This window comes from Kitasatospora sp. NPDC056181 (assembly GCF_042266225.1).
In the GTDB taxonomy this organism is placed as follows: domain Bacteria; phylum Actinomycetota; class Actinomycetes; order Streptomycetales; family Streptomycetaceae; genus Kitasatospora.
The window spans coordinates 16998-37864 of sequence record NZ_JBHJUK010000044.1; the positions used below are offsets into that span (position 1 = coordinate 16998).

Consider the following 20867-nt stretch of genomic DNA (forward strand, 5'->3'; position numbering starts at 1 on the left):
GGTTGGGGCTCCGGGTGGGGGACGGGCGGGCGGGCCCGGGACGCGCAAAGGGGTCGGGGGCCCGGCCTGCGGGCGTCCGCCGGCCCCCTCCCCGTACCCCGAACGCCGGGTCGCCGTCGACGTCCACGTCGTGCCTGGCAGCCCCCCGCCCACGCCCTCCTGACGTCAGGACCGCGTACGGAACGGCCCCGCGCGCGTCAGAGCTCCGTCAACGAACGGCCCGGCCGCACACCGCCCGGCTTTGCTGGAACCGACAGCACCTCAGCAGCAGCCGGAAGGACGGGCAGGGCCATGGCGGACAACGGCGCCGGGACGGGCAGCGAAGCGTTCGACACGTACGACGCAGACGAGGGCCACCGCCGGATCGTGGTCGGGGTCAGCGGGTCGCTCGGCAGCCTCGCCGCCCTGCACCACGCCGTCGCCGAGGCGCGCCGCGTCGATGCCGAGGTGCTCGCCGTGCACTGCTGGACCCCGCCCGGCGGCGAGTTCGGCTACCGCCGCTCCCCGTGCCCGCCGCTGCTCACCGCCTGCCGCGACGCGGCCGCCGTCCGGCTGCGCCAGGCGCTCGACGAGGCGTTCGGCGGCGGGCACGCGGGCGTCCGGCTGTGCAGCCAGACCGTCCGCGGCGAGACCGGTCAGGCGCTGGTCGGCTCCGCCGACCGCCCCGGGGACGTGCTCGTCCTGGGAGCCGGCGTCCGCGGCGTGCTCGCCCGCGCGCTGCGCCCGTCCGTCACGGCGTACTGCGTCCGGCACGCGACCTGCCCGGTCCTCGCCGTGCCCAAGCCGCCGCTGCAACGCGAGCTCGAAGCGCTCGAACGCCACCGCCCGCTGCTGCGACCGCTCCGGCCGCTCACCGTCGGGAGGTGACGTCGTGACCAGCCCCCTCCGCCTCACCGCCGCCATGTCCGGCGCGGTGGCCCTGCTCGCCTCCGCCGCCCTGCTGCCGGCCCTCGCCGTCCTCGGCGAGCTGCGCCCGACCTGGGTCGCCCTCGCCGCCTACGCGCTCCTGGCGGCCGCCGTCGGCCGCCACTCCCGCCCGGCCGCAGCCCCGCTGGTCGGCCTGGCCGCCTGGCTCTTCCACAACGGGTTCGTGGAGCACCGCCACGGCGCCCTCGGTTGGGCCGGCCCCGGCCCCGAGGCCGGCCACCTCCTCCTCTTCACGGCGGCCGCCCTCCTGCTGTCCGCCCTCGCCGCCCTCCCACGCCCGGCGCGCTCCGCCGCCCGCACGGGCCGGGACGCGTGGCGGCCCGCCGCCTGAGCCCTCAGTCGCCTGAGCCCTCAGCCGGCGGACGCCCGGGCCGCCTCGGACAGCACCCGGGCGGTTGCCCGTCCGGCGAGCACCGCGTGCTCGGCCCGGGCGGGCACACACCGTTCGAGAGCGGGGTCGAACTCGGTGAGGACGACACCGGCGTGGTCGGTGTCCGGCTCCAGGAGGCGTGACGCCGGATTGCCGACGGCCTCGCTCAGCTCCCGCGTGAGTTCGGCCGGCACCAGGTCGTCCCGCGTGCCGTGCACGAGCCAGAGCGGTACGGGGGAGGGCCGGCCGGCCAGCAGGGGCAGCGGCGGCTCGCCGGTGGTGACGGCGGGGCGGACGTAGCTGGAGGCTATGCCCACGGCTGCGGTCGGGCGGTCCTCCGCAGGGGTGGACGGGTGGGTGGCCAGGGCGACGGCCTCGCGACCGCCCAGCGACCAGCCGGCCAGCACGAACCGCGTCGGATCGCCGCCGTACCCGGCCGCGTGGCGCCGGGCGTGCCCGAACGACGCGAGCAGGTGGGCCCGGCCGCCGTCCTCCTCGTCCGACCGCCAGTCCGGCACCAGCACCAGCAGGCCGAGCCCGGCCGCCTCGTTCGCCAGCGGGCGCAGGACGTCCCGCTCGTCGGCGCCCCGTCCGTGCCAGAGCAGCACGACGGGCCAGGGCCCGTCTCCGCAGGCGGGGCGGTGGACGTCCATCAGCCGCCCCGGGGCGTACTCGACGACCTCGGGCGGGGCGGGGTTCATGGTCATGCGGTGTTCTCCTCGGATCAGGACAGGTGTGCTGAGCTGTTAGTATTCTCCTCGTCGCGAGGGAGATGATCTCTCGTCAGGCGTCAGCGGTGCTACCAGAGCACGCCCTACTTTCAGTAGGGAGAGTCCGTGCGATCCGGGCCTGGCGCTCTTCTGTCGGACGAGGTCCGGTGCCGTTCTGGTGCCGGGCCTCGTTTGCGTGTGTGGTCCTGGCGGGTCGTTCGGGGTTGGCGGTGGGTTGGAGGGCAGGGCTTCTGACCTGCTAGTCTTCTCTTCGTCGCGAGGGAGATGATCCCTCGTCAGGCGTCAGCGGTGCTACCAGAGCACGCCCTACTTTCAGTAGGGAGAGTCCGTGCAACCCGGGCCTGGCGCTCCATTGTCGGACGGGGTCCGGTGCCGTTTCCTGGCACCGGACCTCGTTCGCGTGTGCGCCGGTTCCCGCCGGGGACCGGCACCGGGGACCCCGCCGGGGACGCTCAGCCCGGCTGGCGGTCGGAGCCGAGTTCGCGGGAGATCCGCAGGCCGACCTGGGCGACCACCGGGCCGAGCGAGCGGACTCGGGCGGCGGTCATCCGTGAGGTGAGCCCGGAGACCGAGAGGGCGGCCGTCACCTCGCCGGTGTGGTCGAAGATCGGGGCGGCGACGCAGCGGACCTCGGGCTCGTTCTCCCGGTCGTCGATCGAGTAGCCGCGGGCGCGGATCCGGGCGAGGTCGGCGCGCAGACGGGGCTCGTCGGAGATGGTCCAGGCGGTGACCGGCCGCAGGCCGGCGGCGACCACCTCGGCGACGGCCTCCTCGGGCAGCCAGGCCAGGATCGCCTTTCCGGTCGCGGTGCAGTACGCGGGTGCGCGGCTGCCGACCCGCGACGCCATCCGGACGTTGGTCTCGTCCTCGACCTTGTCCAGGTAGACGATGCCGGGGGCCTGCCAGACGGTCAGGTGGACGGTCTCGCCGGCCTCGCGCTGCAGCCGTCTCAGGTGTTCGGCGGCGACGCTGCGCAGGTCGAGGGTGGAGAGGTAGGCCTGGCCGAGCCGGAGCGAGCCGTGTCCGAGTCGGAACCAGCCGGTCTCCCGGTCGCGGTCGAGCAGGTGCTCGTCGAGCAGCGGACCGGCCAGGCGCAGCACGGTGCTCTTGTTGAGGCCGAGCGCCTCGGAGAGCTGGGCGAGCGGTACGCCGCGGCCGTTGCCGTGGTCGCGCACGTGGCCGAGGACGGACAGCGCGCGGCGCAGCGAGGACGACTGGTTGCGGTCGGAGGCCGCCGCCTTCCTCGCGGGCTTGGCGGGCGCGGGAGCGTTCCCGGCGTCGGCGTCGGCCTCGGCCCCGGTGCCCGTCTCGGCCTCGGTGCCCGTCTCCGCCCCGGTCCCTGTCGCCGTCCCGGTGCCCGTCTCCGTCATGGGTCCGTTCCCCTCTCGTTCCGCCGCCGGGCTGCGGCGGTGGTCAGAAGGTACCCCTTCGGACCCCGCTCGACGATTCTTCGATACAGCGTTGTGCACTGCAAAACTTCCCGAACGGCCTCTTGTTGGCCCCGAGCGCCCCCGCCTAACGTCCTGGCATCGAGCAGGCGCCGCGGCCCCACCCGAGCGGTCGCTCTGCCGCACCCCCACATCAACGCGTTCGCGCACCCACCATCGGCCCCGGTCAGGGCCCGCTTCGACGTACCCGTCCCCAGCGGTGCACGTCTCGGCGGCAACTGTCGGGAGGGGAGGTCTCCACCCATGCGACTCATCAGACGGACCGCTGCGGCCGCCGTTCTCACCGTCACCTGTATCGCGGCGGCCGCCTGTTCGCCCGGTACCGCGCTGCCGGCCGGCGACAAGGCGGGGGACGACCGGACGGGAACGCTCCAGGTCTGGCTGTACAACGAGGCCGGCAACGCGGCGAAGGAAGCGGTGATCGGCAAGGCGGTCGCCGAGTTCCAGGCCTCCCACCAGGGCGTGACGGTGAACGTCAGCTACATCGACACCGACGCCTCGGCCCGCGCCGCCAAGATGAAGGGCGCGTTCAACGACCCGAACAGCGCCCCGGACCTGGTCGAGTTCGGCAACACCGACCTCCCCGGCTACGTCGCGGCCGGCGGCCTCGCCGACATCGGCGCCGACCTCGACAGGTGGAAGGACAAGGGCGACCTCGACCCGGCGATCGCCGGGACCGCGGTGCTGGACGGCAAGACGTACGGCCTGCCCTGGTGGGTCGGCGTGCGCGCGCTGTACTTCCGCACCGACCTGTTCACCGAGGCCGGGCTGACCCCGCCGAAGTCGTACGACGAACTGGTCGCCGCCAACCAGAAGATCCACGCCGCCCACCCGGACACCTTCGGCATCGCGGTCGGCGGCAAGTACACCTTCGGCGCGCTGCCGTTCGTCTGGGACGCGGGCGGCGACATCGCGACCAAGGACGGCGGCACGTTCAAGGCCGCCATCAACTCGCCCGCCTCCCAGGCCGGGATCAAGCGCTACACCGACCTGTTCGGCGAGAACGGCTGCCCGGCCCAGCAGTGCGCCGACCTGACCGGCGGCAAGACCGTCGACCTCTTCGCGGCCGGCAAGTCCGCGATGGCGATCCTGCCCAACTCCAGCCGCAGCAAGGTCGACGCGGGAGCGGTCAAGGGCCGGTACGGCGTCGTCCCGCTGCCCGGCGAGAAGGCCGGCTCGATCGCCCCGGCGTTCGGCGGCGGCAACAACCTGGGCGTGATGAAGGCGGCCAGGCACCGCACCCTCGCGGTCGAGTTCGCCGAGCTGCTGGCGGGCCCCGGCTACCAGGAGCAGATGTACGACGCGATGGGCAACCTGCCGACGCTCAAGTCCGTCAACGACAAGGTCGCGGCCAAGGACGCCTTCCTGAAGCCGTTCACCGACACCATCGCCGCGGGCACCCGGTTCGTGCCGCTGGACCAGGCGTGGGCGCAGATCGACGCGCAGGCCGTCGTCCCGACGATGCTCCAGCAGGTCGTCACCGGAAAGGCGGACGTGGCCAAGGCCTCGGGCGACGCCGCCACGCAGATCACCTCGGCCTTCGCGGCCCACTGATCAACGGCCCCGGCACGCGGGGTCCGGACCGGCCCCGCGCGAACAGGGTCCGGACCGGCCCCGCGTGAACGGGGTCCGGACCGGCCCCGCGCGAACGGGGCCCAGGCGGAAGCAGCCAGGCGCATCAAGAGAGCAGGTCCCGTACGTGTCCGCATCCACCACGACCGCCCCGCCGGCGCCGGCCGCCCCGAGCGGGCGTCGCCGGGGCACCGGCCCGGCCGCGCCCCCGAGCGGCCGGCGCCGGCGAACCCCGCTGCTGCTCCTGCTGCCGGCCGCGATCATCATGATCCCGCTGGTGGCCTACCCGATCTACCAGCTCGGTCTGCTGTCGGTACTGGACTTCGGCCAGGCCCAGGCGTCCGGGGGCGTGCCGACCAGCTTCGTCGGGCTCGGCAACTACCGACGGATCCTGAGCGACGGCCAGTTCTGGTCGGTGCTGCTGCAGACGATCGGCTTCGCCGCCTTCTGCGTGGTCGCCACCCTCGCCGTCGGAGCCACCCTCGCCGTCCTCCTGACCAGGGTCGGCCGGGCGGCCCGCCTCTTCCTGACCACCGCCGCGATGGCGGCCTGGGCGGCGCCGGCGATGACCGGTTCGACGGTGTGGAGCTTCCTCTTCGACACCAACCTGGGCCTGGTCAACAAGACCCTGGTCGACCTCGGACTGAACGGCTTCCACGAGTTCAACTGGTTCTACGACAAGTGGACGGCGTTCCTGATCGTCGGCGCCGTGGTGGTCTGGCACTCCTTCCCGTTCGTCATGGTGACGCTCTACGCGGGCATCCGGGCGATCCCCGAGGAGATCCTGGAGGCCGCCGCCCTGGACGGTGCCGGCACCTGGACCGCCTTCCGCCGGATCACCGCCCCGATGCTGCGCCCGATCCTGACCATCGTGGTGATCCAGTCGGTCATCTGGGACTTCAAGGTCTTCACCCAGATCTACGTGATGACCGAGGGCGGCGGGATCGCCGGCCAGAACCTCGTCCTCAACGTGTACGCCTACCAGAAGGCGTTCGCCTCCTCCCAGTACGGACTCGGTGCCGCCATCGGCGTGATCATGCTGCTCGTCCTGGTGATCCCGACCATTCTCTACATCCGCACCCTGCGACGGACGGGGAACGACCTGTGAACACCCGCAGCCGCCGACGGCTCGCCGCCGACACCACCGCCGTCGTGGTGGGCGTCGTCACCGCCTTCCCGATCTTCTGGATGGTGCTCTCGGCCTTCAAGCCCAAGGGAGAGGTGCAGTCGCTGGACCCGAAACCGTGGACCACCCACCCCACGCTGGACAGCTTCCGGCAGGTGCTGAGCGTTGACGGCTTCGGCCGGTACTTCACGAACAGCCTGGTCATCGCGGTGTCGGTGGTGGTGCTGTCGGCGCTGGTGGTCTTCCTGGCGGCGGTGGCGGTGACCCGCTTCCGGTTCAGGTTCCGCACCACCGTCATGGTGATGTTCCTGATCGCCCAGATGATCCCGGTCGAGGCGCTGACCATCCCGCTGTTCTTCATGTTCCGCGACGTCGGCCGGGTCGCGCCGGGCATCGGCCTCAACACGCTGGCCTCGCTGGTCCTGGTCCAGCTGGCCTTCTCGCTGCCGTTCGGCATCTGGATGATGCGCGGCTTCGTCGCCGCCGTCCCGGTCTCCATCGAGGAGGCCGCCCAGATCGACGGCGCGAGCCGCACCCGCATCCTGTGGCGGATCCTGCTCCCGCTGGTGGCCCCGGGCCTGGCCGCGACCAGCGTCTTCTCCTTCATCGCGGCGTGGAACGACTTCGTCTTCGCCAAGACCTTCATCATCAGTGCCACCGAGAACCAGACCCTCCCCTCGGCGCTGCTGGTCTTCTTCAAGCCTGACGAGAACGACTGGGGCGGGATCATGGCGGCGTCCACGCTGATGACGGTGCCGGTGCTGGTCTTCTTCGTCGCGGTGCAGCGCAGGCTGGTCTCCGGCCTGGCGGGTGCGGTGAAGGACTGACGCGTGTCCGACGGTCCCCGGCGGGCGCCCGACGGTCCCCGGCGGTTCCTGGCGGGCGCCCGACAGTCCCCGGCGGTTCTTGGCGGGCGTCCCGGCGGGAACCGTCGGCCGTGCCCCGGGGCCCGTCCGGTGGCCCCGGAAATCCCTGGTGAGGCAGGGTGTCGGCTGTTAGCGTCCCGGATCATGGATGTGGGATCGGTGAACCGGGAACGTGCCGACGGGCAACTCGCCCAGATCGCCGGGACGGTGGGCCTCGCCCGCCGTCTCGGCATCGACGTCTGGCTGCGCGGCGGCTGGGCGATGGACTTCTTCCTCGGCAGGCTCACCCGGGACCACGAGGACATCGACTGGTTCGCCCCGGCCGCCGACGCGCCCGCCCTCGCCGCGGGCCTGCACGAGCTCGGCTACCGCCCGCTCGACGGCGTCCCGCCCGAGCAACAGCTCGACTTCGTGAAGGACGGCCTGGAGTCCAGCTTCACCCTGCTGGACTTCGCCGCCGACGGGCGGGCGCTGGTCGCCGGCGGCCCCTGGGCGGGCACCCCCTGGCCGGCCGGACTGCTGGCCGCCGAACCCGGGCGGCTCGGCGGCGTCGAGTGCCCGATCGTCAGCCCCGAGGCGCAGATCGAGATCAAGCAGATGATGCCGGTCTGGGACACCCGCCGCCCGCGCCGTCCCAAGGACGCCGAGGACATCGCCCGGCTGCGGGAGGCGCTCGGCTGAGTCGCTGCTGCGGCCGGCACTGTTGCTGCCGGCACTGCTGCTGCCGCCACCGTTGCCGTTGCTGCCCCCGTTGCTGCCGCCACCGTTGCCGCTACCCGTGGACGAAGGCGTAGGCCTCCCGGGCCAGTCGGGACCACGGCAGGGGCGAGCCCGGGTCCAGCGCGAGCCACTCGCGCATCGGACGCCCGCGCCCCGCGTCGAACCGCTCGCCGTCGCCGGACGCCACCAGTTCGTCGACCCGGGTCCGCGGCAGCTTCACCACCAGGCGGCCGGCCGACAGCATCGCGAAGATGTGCCCGTCGGACTTCAGCGCGTCCGAGCCGAAGCTCCGCCGGCCCTCCGCCGAGGGGGTGGTGACGCCGTCCAGCTCCGCCAACTCCCGTGCCAGGGCGGCGAACCGCTGCTCGTCCGGTCCGGTCAACTCAGACCACCTCCTCCTGGGCCGCCGTCCCGCCCGCCGGGACGGCGATCAGGGTGAACGCCGCCCCGCCGTCGTCCCGCACCACCGCCACCCGCCCGAACGGCGTCGGCTCGGGCCCGTCCAGCACGCTCCCGCCGAGCCGGACCGCCCGCTCCACCGTCGAGTCGGTGTCCGCCGTGCCGAAGTACACCGCCCACAGCGCCGCCGGACTCTCCGGCCCGGCCCAGGGGTTCGGGCCGATCCCGCCCGCCGGCAGCCCGCCGGCCCGGAACACCGTGTAGTCGCCCGCCGGGCGCGCGTACTCGTACCCGAGGACCTGCCGGTAGAACGCCCGGGCCCCGTCCGGGTCGGGGGAGAGGTGCTCGTTCCAGGTGAACGTGCCCGGCTCGTTGACCAGGGCCGCCCCCGGGTTCAGCCGGCCCTGCCAGAGGCCGAAGGGCGCGCCGAGCGGATCCACGGCGAGCGCGCTGCGCCCCAGCTCGGCCAGCTCGCCGGGCTCCCGGACGATCCGGCCGCCGGCCTGCCGGACCGACTCGGCGGCCCGGTCGGCGTCGTCCACCGCGAGGTAGGTCAGCCAGGCCGAGCCGTCACCCCCGGGCCCCCGGGCGATCCCCGCGACCTGCGCCCCGCGCAGCGTCGCCACGGTGTGGCCGGGGTGTCCGGCCAGGTCGACGAACTCCCACCCGAACAGCGCGCCGTAGAAGCTCCGCGCCGGGCCCGCGTCCGGTCCGGCCGCCAGCTCGACCCAGCACGGGACGCCCTCCCGGTACCTGCCCGCCTTCGGCATGCGGTCCTCCTCGGTCCTTCCCGCCAGCCTCCGTCGCCGCCGGGGCCCCGGCAACCGGACCCGGGGCGCTGCACGGCAACCCGGCCCCGGCAACCCGGGCCGGCGCGGTGCTCGTCGGACGGCCGGATCAAGTCGGTGGACAACGGTCCTGCGATCGGCAGACTGGTCGCCATGACCGCCGGAAAAGATCCCAAGAAGGACCTCCTGGTCTACCTCCAGGACGCCCGCGACGCCCTCCTGTGGAAACTCGAAGGGCTCTCGGAGTACGACGTCCGCCGTCCCCTGACACCGACCGGCACCAACCTGCTCGGCCTGGTCAAGCACCTCACCGGCGCCGAGGCCGTCTACTTCGGGGAGACCTACGGCCGCCCCTTCACCGGCCCGGCGCTCTGGATCACCGGCGAGGCCGAGCCGAACGCGGACCTCTGGGCCACCCCGGAGGAGAGCCGCGAGCACATCGTCGGGTGGTACCGCGAGGCGTGTGCCCACGCCGACGAGACCATCGCCTCCCTGCCCCTCGACGCCGTCGGCCGTGTCCCCTGGGGCGGGCGCAGCGAGGTGACCCTGCACGGCTCCCTCGTCCACATGATCGCCGAGACCCAGCGCCACGCCGGCCACGCCGACATCGTCCGCGAACTCATCGACGGCACCACCGGCCAGCGCCCCGACGGCGGGAACACCGCCCCCGGCGACGCGGCCTGGTGGCAGACCCACCGCGACCGCGTCGAGCAGGCCGCCAGGCAGGCCGCGGGCCAGGCCGCCGATCGGGCCGCGGATCGGGCCGCGGATCGGGCCGCCGTGGGGGGCGAGCAGGGAAACCCCTCCGGATCCCCGCTCACGCCCGCCCCGCGGAGCTGACGGCCGGGCGGGCCCGCACCCCTCACCCCGGGGTGCGGGGCCGGTCACGAGCGGGTGGCAAGCTCGCGGAACCAGCGGACGATCCGCGGGTACGCGGCGAGCGCGGAGCCGACGTGGTCGGCGCCGGCGATCTCCTCGACCGGTGCGTCGACGCCGTTGGCGGCCAGGCTGCGACGGCAGGACTCCGTGTTGGCGAAGGCCACGTCGCGGTCCGCGGTGCCGGCGTAGAGACGGACCGGGGCGCGCGGCAGCTCGCGCACGGCCCGGGCGTCCCTGCGCCGGACCGCCGCGATGACTGGGGTTCCCAGTCCCGGCCCGGCCCTACGGGAGCTCGCGGCGGACGAGGGACGCGGCGAAGGACTCGCCCGTCCGGCGGGCGTGGGCCATCCGCGCCCGGACCTCGCCGGGGGTGCGGGGGCGGAAGTGCGGGCCGCCGCAACGGCACTTGTGGAAGCGGACGCCGGCGTGCAGCAGCACGGAGAGGGTCCGCCACGCGGCGGTGTCGCGGCGGCGCGGCGCGGCGAAGGCGGAGCCCGTGTGGACCAGCGGCCGCGTGCAGCGCGGGCAGGGACGTTCGCGGGCGCCGGCGTGGACGTCGCCGTACTGCTGCTTGTACGAGGCACGGCAGGGCAGGCAGACGAAGGAGCTCTTGGTGTGGGCCACCCGGCGAGCCTACGGCCGTGCCCGGTGGTGTTCGACGGCTTTCCGAGCAGGCTCTCCACCTGCCCGGCCGGCAGGATCGGCACCCGGGTGCCCGGGCGGGCGCCGGAGACCTCGAGGCCTTGCAGGTGGTGACGCCGGCCGCACGGGAGCGGGGCCGCGTCGAGCGGGTCGAGGCCGTCGGGCGCGGCCGCCCTGACCTCGTCCGTCGTCGTCCATCCGATTTCTGAGCAGGCGTGATGTCCTGCTACTGTTCATCCCGTCGAGAGGGAACGTCCTCTCTCGGACAGGCGTCAGAGGTGCTACTGGAGCACGTCCTACTTTCAGTAGGAAGAGTCCGTTCGACCCGGGCCTGGCGCTCTACCCCGGAGGGGCCGTTCGCACTGGGAACGGCCCCTTCGGCGTTTCCTGGAGCGTCGCGCGGACCTCCGGGCCGTCGCCGCCAGATGTTCGAGGCGCGGCCGGACCTCCGCCCAGGCGCGGGTCTTGAGGCCGCGGTCCGGGCTCACCCGGAGCCGCCCGGCGGGCAGGTGACGTAGCGCCCGTCCGCAGCAGCGCGACCGTCTCGGCGGTGCCGGGCACGCGGGGCGCATGGATGTCGTAGACGCCCGCAGGGTCGGCTCGTGCGCCTGGACCACGGCCGCCCCGGTTGCCTCCAGGTCGGCGACCTCGTCGTGCAGCGCCAGTGCAACGTGCCGGGCGGTGTCGGCGAGCGGCTGGTCGTCGCGGACGAACGACCAGGCCGGCATGGTGACGGGCCCGGTGAGCATGCCCTCGCTTCCCGGGCGCTCGGCGTCCAGTGCTGGGTGACGGCTTTCGTTCCCACGCACCACTGCGGGGCAGTTCCGGATTCGCACCGGATTCCCTCTTGCGACGCACCCCGCCTGGCGGACGGGTGCGGACCGGCTGCGCCGCTCACCCTAGCCGCAACGGCCGGGCGCGGTACGCGGATCGCTCCTATCGCAGTCCGTGGCCGAAACCCTCCGGCGTGGCCGACAACCGGCCAAGGTCCCGGTCCAGGTGGGCCGGTGGGCCGGATCCCGGCGGCCCGCCGCGTCGGCTCCGGCCAGCACGTTCGACCGTCGCCTCGATCTGATGCGACGTCATAGCTTGGCTGAAATCAGACCCTTGTGGTGTGAATATGCCATTGGAATGTTCGTCATACGGAATCCGCCAGTAGCCTTCCGTGTCGAACCCGCCACTGCTCGTGGCGGTCCGGTCGGCGCCGGCCCAGCGTGCCCGGCTGCCCCAACCCGTCCGAAGGAGCCTGAGTGCCGGGTATCGACGAATGCCTGTCCGCGGCCATGGCGATCGCCGGTGCCCGCGCGGCCAGCCTCATCGACTGGAGCAGCGGACTCGCCCTCGGCAGCGCCGGCGTCAGCCCCACCGGCGACCACGAGACCACGGCCGCGGAGGCAACCGACTTGGTACGTACGGCTTTTGAGAGTGAAACCTTCACCGTGGCGGAGGACAGTCGGGCGCCTCTGCAGGACATCATCCTCACTGCGGGCCGCAGCTACCACCTGATCTGCTTCATTGACACCGTCTTCGACAGTCCACTCGTCCTGCACCTGTGGCTCGACCGGACCGAGGGCAACCTCGCCTCGGCCCGCTACCGCCTGCAGGCCCTCGCCGAGGAACTGGTGCTCGGATGACCGGCGTTCGGACGGCGAACGCGATGGCGGGCCGGCGCGGCGCGTCCCCGGCCCGGGGCGCCGTGTTTCGGCCAGCGGGCCGGGCCGCCGGCGCCCCGGCGGTCAGCGGGCGGCCCGCATGAACGACGTCGACGCCATCGTGCCCGGTCACGTCATGGCCCCCGGCCACGCCCTCGCCACTGGCGCGCCACTCAGCACCGATGAGGCCTTCGGCGCCGTCGAACGACTGGCCGACGAGCGCGCGACCGGCGCCCTGCACGGTCCCACGGGCACGCTGCACCTCGTCGACGGCCTGGTGGTGCATGCCGAGTCCGACCGCGCGCCCGACCTCGCCGCGCTGCTCACCGGCTGCGGCCGGATCACCCGGCAGGCCTGGCAGGAGGCCGTCCGCACCCACGGCCCGCACGGCCGGGTCGGCGGCGCCCTGGTCGAACAACGGCTCTTCACCCGTGGGGAGTTGGAGCTCTGCCAGCTCGGCGCCCTCTACGACGCCGCGTTCTTCGTGCTCGACGGCGCCGGGGCCTCGGCGGGCCCGTGGTCCTTCGAGCCGGGCGCACGGCACTGGCTCGGACCGGTCGCGGCGGTCAGCGCCCCGCGGCTGCGCCGGGAGGTGGAGCGCCGGCACCGGCTGCTCGACCGGATCTGGCCCTGGCCGCAGCTCGACACCGCACCGGTCCGCCCGCTGGGCCGGGTCGGCCGGACCGCCGAGGCGGGCCGGACCGGGGACGTCGGCCGGACCGGGGACGTCGGCCGGATCGGGGAGGCGGGTTTGATCGCCGAGGCCGGCCGGATCGGTGAGGACGGCCCGCCGCGTCCGGTCCGTCAGGCCGGTGCGTCCGGTTCCGTCCGCCCGGGCGGAGCCCAGGAGCGGTGCGCGGCCCCGGGCAGGCGGCCGGGCCGGCCGTGCCCGCCCAGTCGGCGTCAGCGCGAACTGCTCGACCACGCCGACGGCCGAAGAACCCCGGCGGAGCTGGCGCGGCTGCTCGGCCGCTCGGGGTTCGCCACCACGGCCGACGTCCGCCGCCTCGCCGCCGCCGGGCTGCTGGCCACGCCGGGCCGTGACGTCCCGCGGCACGCCGCCGGGTCGCGGTCCTCGGCACAGGCCGGACCGGCGCCCGGGGTACGGACCGAAGCACCGCCCGGGACTCAGCCCGGACCGCCGCCCGTGCCGCCGCCCGGAACTCAGCCGGCGCCGCCGCCCGGGCTGCTCCGCCGCGTCCCCGGCGCGGCCCTGGCGGGGTTGCTCCCGGTGAGCGCCATCCGCTCCGCCCGCCACCGCCCGCTCGCGGGCCATCCGCCGGCCCCGGTCCACCCGCCGGCCCCGGCGGCGGCCCGCCCGCCGACCGTCCCCGACCCGGACATCGCGCTGCTGATCCGGGTCCGAACCCTTCTGGAGGCCCGACTTTGAACAACTCTCCGCCCGCGACCCCGCTCTCACGGTCATGAGGCGGGCGCTCAAGCAGCGTGTCGGAAGGAGACAACTGATCGCCTTGGAGACCGAGCTGCTGGCCGAACTGCGGGCCCTCAGGCATCGGGTCCCGCACCTCGCGGGCGGTCTGGTGGCCAGCGTGGACGGCCTGTTGGTCGCGCACGACACCCACGGGGCCGAGCCCTCCGGTCTGGCCGCGATGACCGCCGCCTCGCTGAGCCTGGCCCAGCGGCTCGCGGACACCACCGGGCAGGGCGAGTTCCGGGAGTCGCTGGTGCGCGGCGAGTACGGGTACATCGGCACCTACGCGGCGGGCGGCAGCTGTGTGCTCACCCTGCTGGCGCACCCGGACGTGAACGTCGGCCGGCTGCACCTGGAGGCCCGCCGCTCCGCCCGGCGCATCGCAACCCTGATCAACGACTCGCTGACCCCCAAGGACCCTCCGTAGGCGCATCCCGCACCTTCCGGCCCCATCCGACCCGACCGAACCTTCCGACCTTCCCCACCCTTCCGATCTTCCGAACGAACTGGAGAAACCGACATGACGGACGCAGCCGGCGCGCTCAAGCAGACCATGACCGCGATCGAGGGCGCCCTCGGCGCAGCCCTCGTCGACTACAACAGCGGCATGGCCCTCGCCACCCTCGACGGCCCCGGAGGGTTCGACCTCAACGTCGCCGCGGCCGGGAACACCGACGTGGTCCGGGCCAAGATGCGCACGATGGACATGCTCGGGCTGCAGGACGGTATCGAGGACATCCTCATCACCCTCAGCAGCCAGTACCACCTGATCCGCCCGCTCACCGGCCGCGGGGGCAAGGGCCTGTTCCTCTACCTCGCGCTGGACAAGGGCCGCGCCAACCTGGCGATGGCCCGGCACCAGCTGACGAAGATCGAGAACGAACTGGAGGTCTGACGCGTCGGGCGGTGCTGCCGACCCGGCCGCCCGTCCGGCGGCCGGCCCCCCGCGTCGCGCGGCGCGGGGACCGGCCGGTCGGTGGCGTGGGTCGGTGGCGTGGGCCGGACGGCCGGTGGCGTCGGCCGGTCCGGCCCGGGACGCCCGGGGCCTGCCCGGGCTGCATCGGGCCGACCCGGGACGCCCGGGCCGACTCGGGACTTCCGGGCTCACCCGCTGGGCGTCGCCGGGTCCCCCGCCCACGCCACCTCGCCGCCCGCCAGCCCCGCGCAGACGGTGCCCTCGGGCGTGACGACGCTCCAGGGCGCGACCTGCGCGTGCGGCGGCACGGACAGCACGGCGTCACCGTCGAAGGCCAGCTCCAGCCCACCCGCCATGGTCACCCGGGCGGCGCCGAGCGTCCGGCCCACCAGGCCGAGCAGCGCGCCGGACGGGCGGAGGGTCAGGGCGGGGAAGAAGTGGTCCACCTCGGTGGGCGTCGCGAACACGAACTCGTGCGCCACCCGGACGGTCACCGGCCCGTCGAGTGAGATGTCGAGCCGGCCGCCGCCGCCGACCGCCGCCACCCGGCGGCCGGCCAGTACCTTCCCGATCGCGTTCTGCATGGGCCCAGTGTGGACCAGGAACACCGTTCTGGTCCGGTACTCCGGCGGTCCGGTACTCCGGCGGTCCGCCTCCGCCCGCCCGCCTCCGTCCGCCCGCCTCCGTCCGCCCGCCTCCGTCCGCCCGCCTCCGTCCGCCCGCCGTCGGCGCGCCCGTCCGCCCGCCGTCGGAGCGCGCGGCGCTGCGCGCGCCGGTCAGCCGTCGCGTGCGCCTGCAGGCCCGTCCGCCTCCAGGCGCATGCGACGGCGGCCTGCGGGCCGGCGCCCGCCGCCCTCCGTCAGTCCGCAGGCCGCCCGCCGACCAGTTCGGCCGGGCCGCCCGCCCGGGCGCGGGTGGCGAGGGCGGCCGCCGTCCGGGCCCAGGAGGAGCCGGACAGCAGCGCCCGGGCCCGGGCCGGGTCGCAGAGCCGCCACTCGACCAGCTCGTCCTCGGCCAGGGCGATCGAGGAGAGCTGTTCCTCCGTCACCGTCCCGCCGTCGAAGACGTACACCAGGACGGCGGTGTCCCGGCCGCTCGCCCGGTCCGCGTCCCGTCCGGGCAGCCAGTCGAGGGCCAGCAGCCGGCCCGGTTCGCACTCCCAGCCCAGCTCCTCGCGGACCTCGCGCCGGGCCGCGGCCCGGGGCAGCTCGCGGTCCGCCTCGATGCCGCCGCCGGGCAGCACCCAGTACGGCTCCTCGCCGCCCGGGCCCGGCCACGGGCGCAGCCGCACCAGCAGCACCCGCCCGTCCGCGTCGGTGAACAGCGTCCGCGCCTTGGCCCGGATCCGTGGGCGGGTGGCGATGAACGTCTCCCGGTCCAGCGGGGGAGCGGCGGGCTCCGCCGGGGGCAGGTCGGGCGTGCCGGTGAGCGTGACCCCGGCCAGCCGGGTGTACGCGGGCGGCGGCCCGGCCGCCAGGTGGTCGAGGGTGTGCCCGGCGGGCATGCTGTCCTCGAGTTCGAGCGGCCCGGCGTCCCGCGGCGCGCGCAGGCAGGCGCTCACCCGGCGGGAGAGCCGCGGCGGCAGGGCGTGGCCCGCCTGCTCGGGTGTCAGCCACGCCCAGCCGCCGACCTCCGCCGGGTCCGGCGTGAACGCGGCCAGCTCCTGGGGGGTGAGCGGGTCGCCCCAGTAGAGGTGCGCGGCGATCGGCGGCCGGTGGTCGTCGAGCGTCCAGTCGATGCAGGCCAACGGCCCGAGCCTGGGGGTGAACCCCAGCTCCTCCTCGATCTCCCGCACGGCCGTCCGGCGCGGGGAGAGGTCCCGCGGCTCCCATCCGCCGCCGGAGACCGCCAGCGGATGCTTCCGGTCGTACGGCAGCCGGACGACCAGCACCCGGCCCTGTGCGTCCGGGAACAGCACTCCGGCGGCGGCCAGCAACTCGCGCCCCGCACGACCGTCCAGGCCGCCCGCAGACTCCGACGTCACCACGGCAAGTCCCTCCGTCGAACCGGGTGGACGACCCCCGCCCGCCCGCCTGGCAGGACAGCCCCGCCCACCCCGACGGTTCCCCGCCGACCCGCGGGCCGAACCCGCCGTCAGACCCGTTCGAGGGGCCGGTGCGGTCCTTCCGGCAGCTCCACGGCGATCGCGTCGCCGGGCCGGACCACGCCGCCGGTCCGGACGACACCCATGATGCCGGCCCTGCGGACGACGTTCCCGGCCTCGTCCCGGCCGACGACCTGCTTCAGCAGCCCGTCCTGGAAGTTGTCGATCTGGGCGCACGGATTGCGCAGGCCGGTGACCTCGACGACCGCCTCGCCGCCGATCCGCAGCAGCGCCCCGACGGGCAGGCCGAGCAGGTCGACGCCCCGGGTGGTGACGTTCTCGCCGAGATCGCCCGGCCGTACGCCGAAGCCGGCCGCGCCCACCTCGGCGAAGAGCTCCTCGTGGATGAGGTGGACCTGCCGCAGGTTGGGCTGGGTCGGGTCCTGCGCGACCCGCGAGCGGTGCCTGACCGTGACCCCGGCGTGGACGTCCCCCTCCACACCGAGCCCGGCGAGCAGAGTGATGGCGGCCCGGTTGGGCTTGGTGAACGAGTACTCGCCGTTGCTGCTGACTGCCGTGACCGATCCGCTCATTCGGCGGCCCCCTCCGTACGTGGCGCTGATCGCAGCGCCTCTGATCGTGACCGTGCCCGTCAGGAGGGTAGCTTCCGGCAGCCGGCCGACGGATCCCGCGCCCCGGCCCGGCCGAGCGAGGCGAGCGCCGCGGCCGCCGCGCGAACCATCTGCTCGTCCTGGCGGCCGGTGGCCCCGCGGAGCCGGGCGAATCCCTCGACGGCGGCCAGTGCGAGCAGGCCGGGGAGCAGATCGGTGCTGCGGTCGGAGACCCAGCGGGTGCCCCGGGTCGCCATCCACCACAGGTCCGCCAGCGTGCCCGGCGGGGGCTCGGCCGGTTCGGCGGCGGGGGCCGGGCCGAGCGGGCGGCCGGCGGCGGCGAGCAGGTCGTGGAAGCCGCGGGCGATCAGGTGGTGCCCCTCGGCGCTCGGGTGGAGCCGGTCCACGCTCAGCAGCTGCCGCCGCGCCGTCCACGGCAGCTCGGCGATGTGCAGGTGGACGGTCCGGTGACGGGCCGAGAGCGCGTGCACCACCGTGTTCACCGCGCGCATCCGGCGGGCCAGCGGACGGGCGAGCGGCTGCGGGAGCCGCAGCAGCGTGCCCGGGTCGGGCAGGCACGCGGTGAGCACCAGCGCGCCGGTGCGGGCCAGCTCACGGATGGTGGTGTCCAGCTCCCGCGCGGTGCGGCCGACGTCGAACCCGGCCCGCAGGGTGTCGTTGCCACCGACGACCACGGCCGCCACCGCCGGGCGCAGCGCCAGGGCTACGGGCAGCTGCTCCGCCGTCAGATCGGTGCTGAGGGCGCCGCTGCGCGCCAGATTGGTGAACTCGACGCCGGCCCCGGCCGGCGCCAGCGACCGTGCGAGCAACGCGGCCCAGCCCCGCCACCCGCCGGCCACCGGGTCGCCGACCCCCTCCGTGAGGGAGTCCCCGAGCGCCACGAACCGGACGGGCCCGGCCACCCGTCGCCCTCCCGGCCCCCGGGCCCCGCCCGGAACCGCCGCACCGCCCCCGTCCCCGCCCCCGCCCCCGACCGTCACCGTGCTCACTGCCTGCCTCCTGACTCCGCGTCCCTCACCGCCGGAGTGGGAAGTCGGCGGGTCCGACGTCCCACTCCGGTCCTGCCTCGCCTCTCCGGGCAGCGGCCCCAGCGCCCCCCGGGGGGCACCCGGAGCAGGAAGTCGGCCCGTCCGACTTCCCATGCGCTACCGGCCCGCCTCGCCTGCCCGGGACGCCGAGGCGGCGTCCCCGCCGGCGCCATCCATCCCGGCCTGCTCCGTCCCCGCGCCGTCCGTTCCCGCGCCGAGTGCCCTCGCGCCGTGGGCGGCCAGGAAGGCGGTGACGGCGGCGGGCCAGCCGTACTGTTCCGCCTGGGCGCGCGCCGTACGGCGCCGGGCTGCCTCGGGGCGGGCGAGCAGCGTGGCGACGGCCTCCGCGAAGCCCGCGCCGGTGTCCGCGGCGGCCACGCCTGCCGGCCCGACCAGCCCGGGGAGCGCCGAGGAGCGGCTGACCGCCACCGGCGTGCCGCAGGCGAGCGCCTCCATCGCGGCGAGCCCGAACGTCTCGACCGGTCCCGGGGCGAGCACCACGTCGGCGCAGCCGAGCAGCCGGGCCAGCGCGTCGCGGCCGCCGACGTGCCCGAGGAAGTGCACGGGCAGCCGGAGCCGGGCGGCCCGGGCGGCGAGCCGCGGGCGGAGCGGCCCGGTGCCCGCCACCACGAGGACGGCCGGGACCCGGCGGGCACGCAGCACGGCGAGCGCGTCGACCGCCCGCTCGGGGTGCTTCTCGGTGGAGAGCCGTGAGCAGAGCACCAGGAGCACCTGCCCCGGCTCCGCGTACCGGGCCCGTTCCGCTGCCCGCTCCGCGTCCGTCGGGGGCCGCATCCCGGTGAGGTCCACACCGAGCGGTGCGCGCGCCAGGTTCCGCACGCCCAGGCGGCGGAACTCGGCCGCCGCCCAGTCCGTCGTGCAGACCACCGTGTCGTACGCCCGCGCCGTCAGACCGTTGAGCCGGTCGGCGGCGGCCCCGGCGAGCGGGGCGGGCAGGCCCCAGGTGCGGAGCAGTCCGGCGGCGCTCTCGTGCGACACCATGACCGAGCGGATGCCGTGCCGCCGTGCCCACCCGCCGGTCCAGCGCAGGGTGGTGCGGTCGGACACCTCCAGCCGGTCGGGCGCGAGCCGGGTGAGCTCGTGGGTGACGGCCTGCCGGTCGGTGAGCAGCCGGTAGCCGCCGCTGCCGGGCAGGACGGGCCCGGGCAGGGTGACGACCAGGCCCTGCTCGGTCTCCTCCTCGGTACGCCGCGCGCCGGGCACGACGAGCACCGGGACGTGCCCGGCGGCGCGGTAGCCGGCCCCGAGGTGGCGCAGCGCCGTGCGCAGTCCGCCGGAGACGGGGGTGACGAAGTTCGCCACCCGGACGATCCGCAGCGGGCCTCCGTGTCCGGTCATGCCGTCAGCTCCTCCACCACCGGGGAGGCCGGCGCGGGCGGAACGGCCGGAACGGCCGGTACGTCCGGGGCAGGCGCCGCGGTCGGTGCGGTCGGTGCGGCCGGTACGGGCGGCACGGGCACGGCCGGCGGGGCCTCGGCGGCCGCCGCCGGGGAGACTCCCCGGTGCTCCGCCAGCACCTCCGCGTAGTGCCGCAGCAGCAGGTCCCCGACCGCCTCCCAGGTACGGGCGGTCACCTCCGCCCGCCCGGCGTTCCCGTAACGGGCCCGCAGGGCGGCGTCGGCGGCCAGGGTCCCGACCGCCCGGGCGACGGCGGCGCCGTCCCGGGGCGGGACCAGCAGGCCGGTCCGGTGGTGGGCGACGAGGTCGAGCGGCCCGCCGACGGCCGGGCCGATCACCGGGACGCCGCTGGCCATCGCCTCCTGGATGGTCTGGCAGAAGGTCTCCAGCGGACCGGTGTGCACGAACACGTCCAGGGTGGCGAAGCAGCGGGCGAGGTCGTCGCCGGTCCGGCGGCCGAGGAAGACCGCGCCGGGCATCGCGGCCCTGAGCCCGGCGGTGGACGGCCCGTCCCCGATGACGACGACCCGCACCCCGGGCAGTGCCGAGGCGGCGGCCAGCAGGTCGACCCGCTTCTCGGGCGCGAGCCGGCCGACGTACCCGACCAGCACCTCCCCGCCGGGGGCGAGCGTCCGGTGCAGCGTCTCGTCGCGGTGGCGCGGGTGGAAGCGGACCGAGTCGACCCCGCGCGGCCAGAGCTGGACCCTGGGCACGCCGTGCGCGGTGAGGTCCTGCGCCGCCGGGGTCGACGGCGCGAGGGTGCGGGCGGCGGCCCGGTGGATGGTGCGGATGCGGTGCCAGGCCGCGGCCTCGCCGAGCCGGCGCCCGGCCCGGTAGGCGTGCGCGTAGCCGGCGAGGTCGGTCTGGTAGACGGCGACGGCGGGGACGCCGAGCCGTGCGGCGGCCTGCATGCCGCGCGCGCCGAGCACGAACGGGCTGGCCAGGTGGACCAGGTCGGGCCGGTGCCCGGCGACGGCGGCGGTGAGCTGCCGGCCGGGCAGGGCGATCCGCACCTGCGGGTACCCGGGCAGCGGGACGGAGGGGACGCGGACGACCGGCAGTTCGGCTGCGGTCGGTCCGGCCCCGAAGGTGTGCGGAGGGCAGTCGGCGCCTCGCGCGGGAGCCGGGGTGATGACGAGTGGCTGGTGGCCCCGGCGGACCAGGTGCTCGGCCGTCCGCAGCACGCTGTGGGCGACTCCGTTGACCTCGGGAGGGAAGGATTCGGTGACGATGGCGACGCGCATGCCTGAGTTGTGTCCGGGTCCGGCGTGCACGC

Annotated in this window: 24 protein-coding genes and 1 riboswitch; of the genes, 11 read left to right on the forward strand and 13 right to left on the reverse strand. The window is 75.3% G+C overall.

The annotated features are described in order from the left end of the window. The first annotated feature begins 291 nt into the window (after positions 1 to 291). Both ACFC1F_RS18520 and ACFC1F_RS18525 read left to right on the forward strand, forming a co-directional pair. A complete protein-coding gene (locus ACFC1F_RS18520; protein ID WP_376159499.1) occupies positions 292 to 867 on the forward strand; it encodes a universal stress protein in 576 nt (191 codons plus the stop codon). 4 nt (positions 868 to 871) lie between these two features. Next, positions 872 to 1258 (forward strand): hypothetical protein, encoded by a 387-nt coding sequence (locus tag ACFC1F_RS18525; protein ID WP_376159501.1) that lies wholly within the window; start codon positions 872 to 874, stop codon positions 1256 to 1258. 20 nt (positions 1259 to 1278) lie between these two features. Here the strand turns inward: ACFC1F_RS18525 and ACFC1F_RS18530 are convergent, their stop codons facing one another. Together ACFC1F_RS18530 and ACFC1F_RS18535 are read right to left on the reverse strand one after the other, a co-directional pair. After that, positions 1279 to 2004: an alpha/beta hydrolase gene (locus ACFC1F_RS18530; RefSeq protein ID WP_376159503.1), complete on the reverse strand. Its 726-nt coding sequence runs from the start codon at positions 2002 to 2004 to the stop codon at positions 1279 to 1281. Positions 2005 to 2480: 476 nt separating this feature from the next. Continuing rightward, a complete protein-coding gene (locus ACFC1F_RS18535) occupies positions 2481 to 3398 on the reverse strand; it encodes an IclR family transcriptional regulator (protein ID WP_376159505.1) in 918 nt (305 codons plus the stop codon). Positions 3399 to 3719: 321 nt separating this feature from the next. On the opposite strand from ACFC1F_RS18535, the gene ACFC1F_RS18540 reads away from it, so the two are divergent. The 4 genes from ACFC1F_RS18540 (at position 3720) to ACFC1F_RS18555 (ending at position 7721) form a co-directional block, all read left to right on the forward strand. After that, positions 3720 to 5030 (forward strand): extracellular solute-binding protein, encoded by a 1311-nt coding sequence (locus ACFC1F_RS18540; protein ID WP_209412532.1) that lies wholly within the window; start codon positions 3720 to 3722, stop codon positions 5028 to 5030. Positions 5031 to 5175: 145 nt separating this feature from the next. Further along, entirely contained in the window at positions 5176 to 6156 is a 981-nt protein-coding gene (locus ACFC1F_RS18545) for a carbohydrate ABC transporter permease (RefSeq protein WP_376159507.1), read from the forward strand. Further along, complete coding sequence (locus ACFC1F_RS18550; protein WP_376159509.1) at positions 6153 to 7001, forward strand: carbohydrate ABC transporter permease; 849 nt, start codon at positions 6153 to 6155, stop codon at positions 6999 to 7001. The genes ACFC1F_RS18545 and ACFC1F_RS18550 overlap by 4 nt, the downstream gene beginning before the upstream one ends. A gap of 183 nt (positions 7002 to 7184) precedes the next feature. Then, entirely contained in the window at positions 7185 to 7721 is a 537-nt protein-coding gene (locus ACFC1F_RS18555) for a nucleotidyltransferase domain-containing protein (RefSeq protein WP_376159511.1), read from the forward strand. A gap of 91 nt (positions 7722 to 7812) precedes the next feature. Here the strand turns inward: ACFC1F_RS18555 and ACFC1F_RS18560 are convergent, their stop codons facing one another. Then, a complete protein-coding gene (locus ACFC1F_RS18560; RefSeq protein ID WP_376159513.1) occupies positions 7813 to 8142 on the reverse strand; it encodes a hypothetical protein in 330 nt (109 codons plus the stop codon). Between the two features lies 1 nt (position 8143). Beyond that, the gene (locus tag ACFC1F_RS18565) at positions 8144 to 8929 is read right to left on the reverse strand and encodes a VOC family protein (RefSeq protein WP_376159515.1); all 786 of its coding nucleotides are present in this window, start codon (positions 8927 to 8929) and stop codon (positions 8144 to 8146) included. Between the two features lie 171 nt (positions 8930 to 9100). On the opposite strand from ACFC1F_RS18565, the gene ACFC1F_RS18570 reads away from it, so the two are divergent. Beyond that, the gene (locus ACFC1F_RS18570; RefSeq protein WP_376159517.1) at positions 9101 to 9787 is read left to right on the forward strand and encodes a DinB family protein; all 687 of its coding nucleotides are present in this window, start codon (positions 9101 to 9103) and stop codon (positions 9785 to 9787) included. Positions 9788 to 9831: 44 nt separating this feature from the next. Here ACFC1F_RS18570 and ACFC1F_RS18575 read toward each other — a convergent pair whose 3' ends face one another. From ACFC1F_RS18575 to ACFC1F_RS18585, 3 genes are all read right to left on the reverse strand, one after another. After that, complete coding sequence (locus tag ACFC1F_RS18575; protein ID WP_376159519.1) at positions 9832 to 10047, reverse strand: hypothetical protein; 216 nt, start codon at positions 10045 to 10047, stop codon at positions 9832 to 9834. A gap of 61 nt (positions 10048 to 10108) precedes the next feature. Continuing rightward, entirely contained in the window at positions 10109 to 10450 is a 342-nt protein-coding gene (locus ACFC1F_RS18580) for a deoxyxylulose-5-phosphate synthase (protein ID WP_376159521.1), read from the reverse strand. A gap of 320 nt (positions 10451 to 10770) precedes the next feature. After that, complete coding sequence (locus ACFC1F_RS18585) at positions 10771 to 11217, reverse strand: hypothetical protein (protein WP_376159523.1); 447 nt, start codon at positions 11215 to 11217, stop codon at positions 10771 to 10773. After that, positions 11187 to 11317: riboswitch (cobalamin riboswitch) on the reverse strand. It overlaps the preceding gene by 31 nt. Positions 11318 to 11718: 401 nt before the next feature. On the opposite strand from ACFC1F_RS18585, the gene ACFC1F_RS18590 reads away from it, so the two are divergent. The 4 genes from ACFC1F_RS18590 (at position 11719) to ACFC1F_RS18605 (ending at position 14447) form a co-directional block, all read left to right on the forward strand. Continuing rightward, positions 11719 to 12102 (forward strand): hypothetical protein, encoded by a 384-nt coding sequence (locus ACFC1F_RS18590; protein WP_148641415.1) that lies wholly within the window; start codon positions 11719 to 11721, stop codon positions 12100 to 12102. 118 nt (positions 12103 to 12220) lie between these two features. Next, positions 12221 to 13510 carry a hypothetical protein gene (locus ACFC1F_RS18595; RefSeq protein ID WP_376159525.1) on the forward strand — a complete coding sequence of 430 codons (1290 nt, stop codon included), beginning with the start codon at positions 12221 to 12223 and terminating at the stop codon, positions 13508 to 13510. An 82-nt stretch (positions 13511 to 13592) separates the two neighbouring features. Further along, on the forward strand, positions 13593 to 13979 hold the full coding sequence (locus ACFC1F_RS18600; protein ID WP_307853121.1) for a roadblock/LC7 domain-containing protein: 387 nt from the start codon (positions 13593 to 13595) through the stop codon (positions 13977 to 13979). 93 nt (positions 13980 to 14072) lie between these two features. Then, positions 14073 to 14447 (forward strand): hypothetical protein, encoded by a 375-nt coding sequence (locus tag ACFC1F_RS18605; protein ID WP_148641412.1) that lies wholly within the window; start codon positions 14073 to 14075, stop codon positions 14445 to 14447. A 209-nt stretch (positions 14448 to 14656) separates the two neighbouring features. Here ACFC1F_RS18605 and ACFC1F_RS18610 read toward each other — a convergent pair whose 3' ends face one another. The 6 genes from ACFC1F_RS18610 to ACFC1F_RS18635 form a co-directional block, all read right to left on the reverse strand. Then, complete coding sequence (locus ACFC1F_RS18610) at positions 14657 to 15052, reverse strand: DUF6188 family protein (protein WP_376159527.1); 396 nt, start codon at positions 15050 to 15052, stop codon at positions 14657 to 14659. A gap of 275 nt (positions 15053 to 15327) precedes the next feature. Further along, positions 15328 to 16452, reverse strand: a complete 1125-nt coding sequence (locus tag ACFC1F_RS18615; protein ID WP_376159529.1) for an NUDIX domain-containing protein — start codon at positions 16450 to 16452, stop codon at positions 15328 to 15330. A 110-nt stretch (positions 16453 to 16562) separates the two neighbouring features. Further along, the gene (locus tag ACFC1F_RS18620; RefSeq protein WP_376159531.1) at positions 16563 to 17105 is read right to left on the reverse strand and encodes an MOSC domain-containing protein; all 543 of its coding nucleotides are present in this window, start codon (positions 17103 to 17105) and stop codon (positions 16563 to 16565) included. A 59-nt stretch (positions 17106 to 17164) separates the two neighbouring features. Continuing rightward, the gene (locus ACFC1F_RS18625) at positions 17165 to 18046 is read right to left on the reverse strand and encodes an SGNH/GDSL hydrolase family protein (RefSeq protein WP_376159532.1); all 882 of its coding nucleotides are present in this window, start codon (positions 18044 to 18046) and stop codon (positions 17165 to 17167) included. A 243-nt stretch (positions 18047 to 18289) separates the two neighbouring features. Continuing rightward, on the reverse strand, positions 18290 to 19531 hold the full coding sequence (locus ACFC1F_RS18630; RefSeq protein ID WP_376159534.1) for a glycosyltransferase: 1242 nt from the start codon (positions 19529 to 19531) through the stop codon (positions 18290 to 18292). Beyond that, on the reverse strand, positions 19528 to 20835 hold the full coding sequence (locus ACFC1F_RS18635) for a glycosyltransferase family 4 protein (protein WP_376159536.1): 1308 nt from the start codon (positions 20833 to 20835) through the stop codon (positions 19528 to 19530). The genes ACFC1F_RS18630 and ACFC1F_RS18635 overlap by 4 nt, the downstream gene beginning before the upstream one ends. Positions 20836 to 20867: the final 32 nt, after the last annotated feature.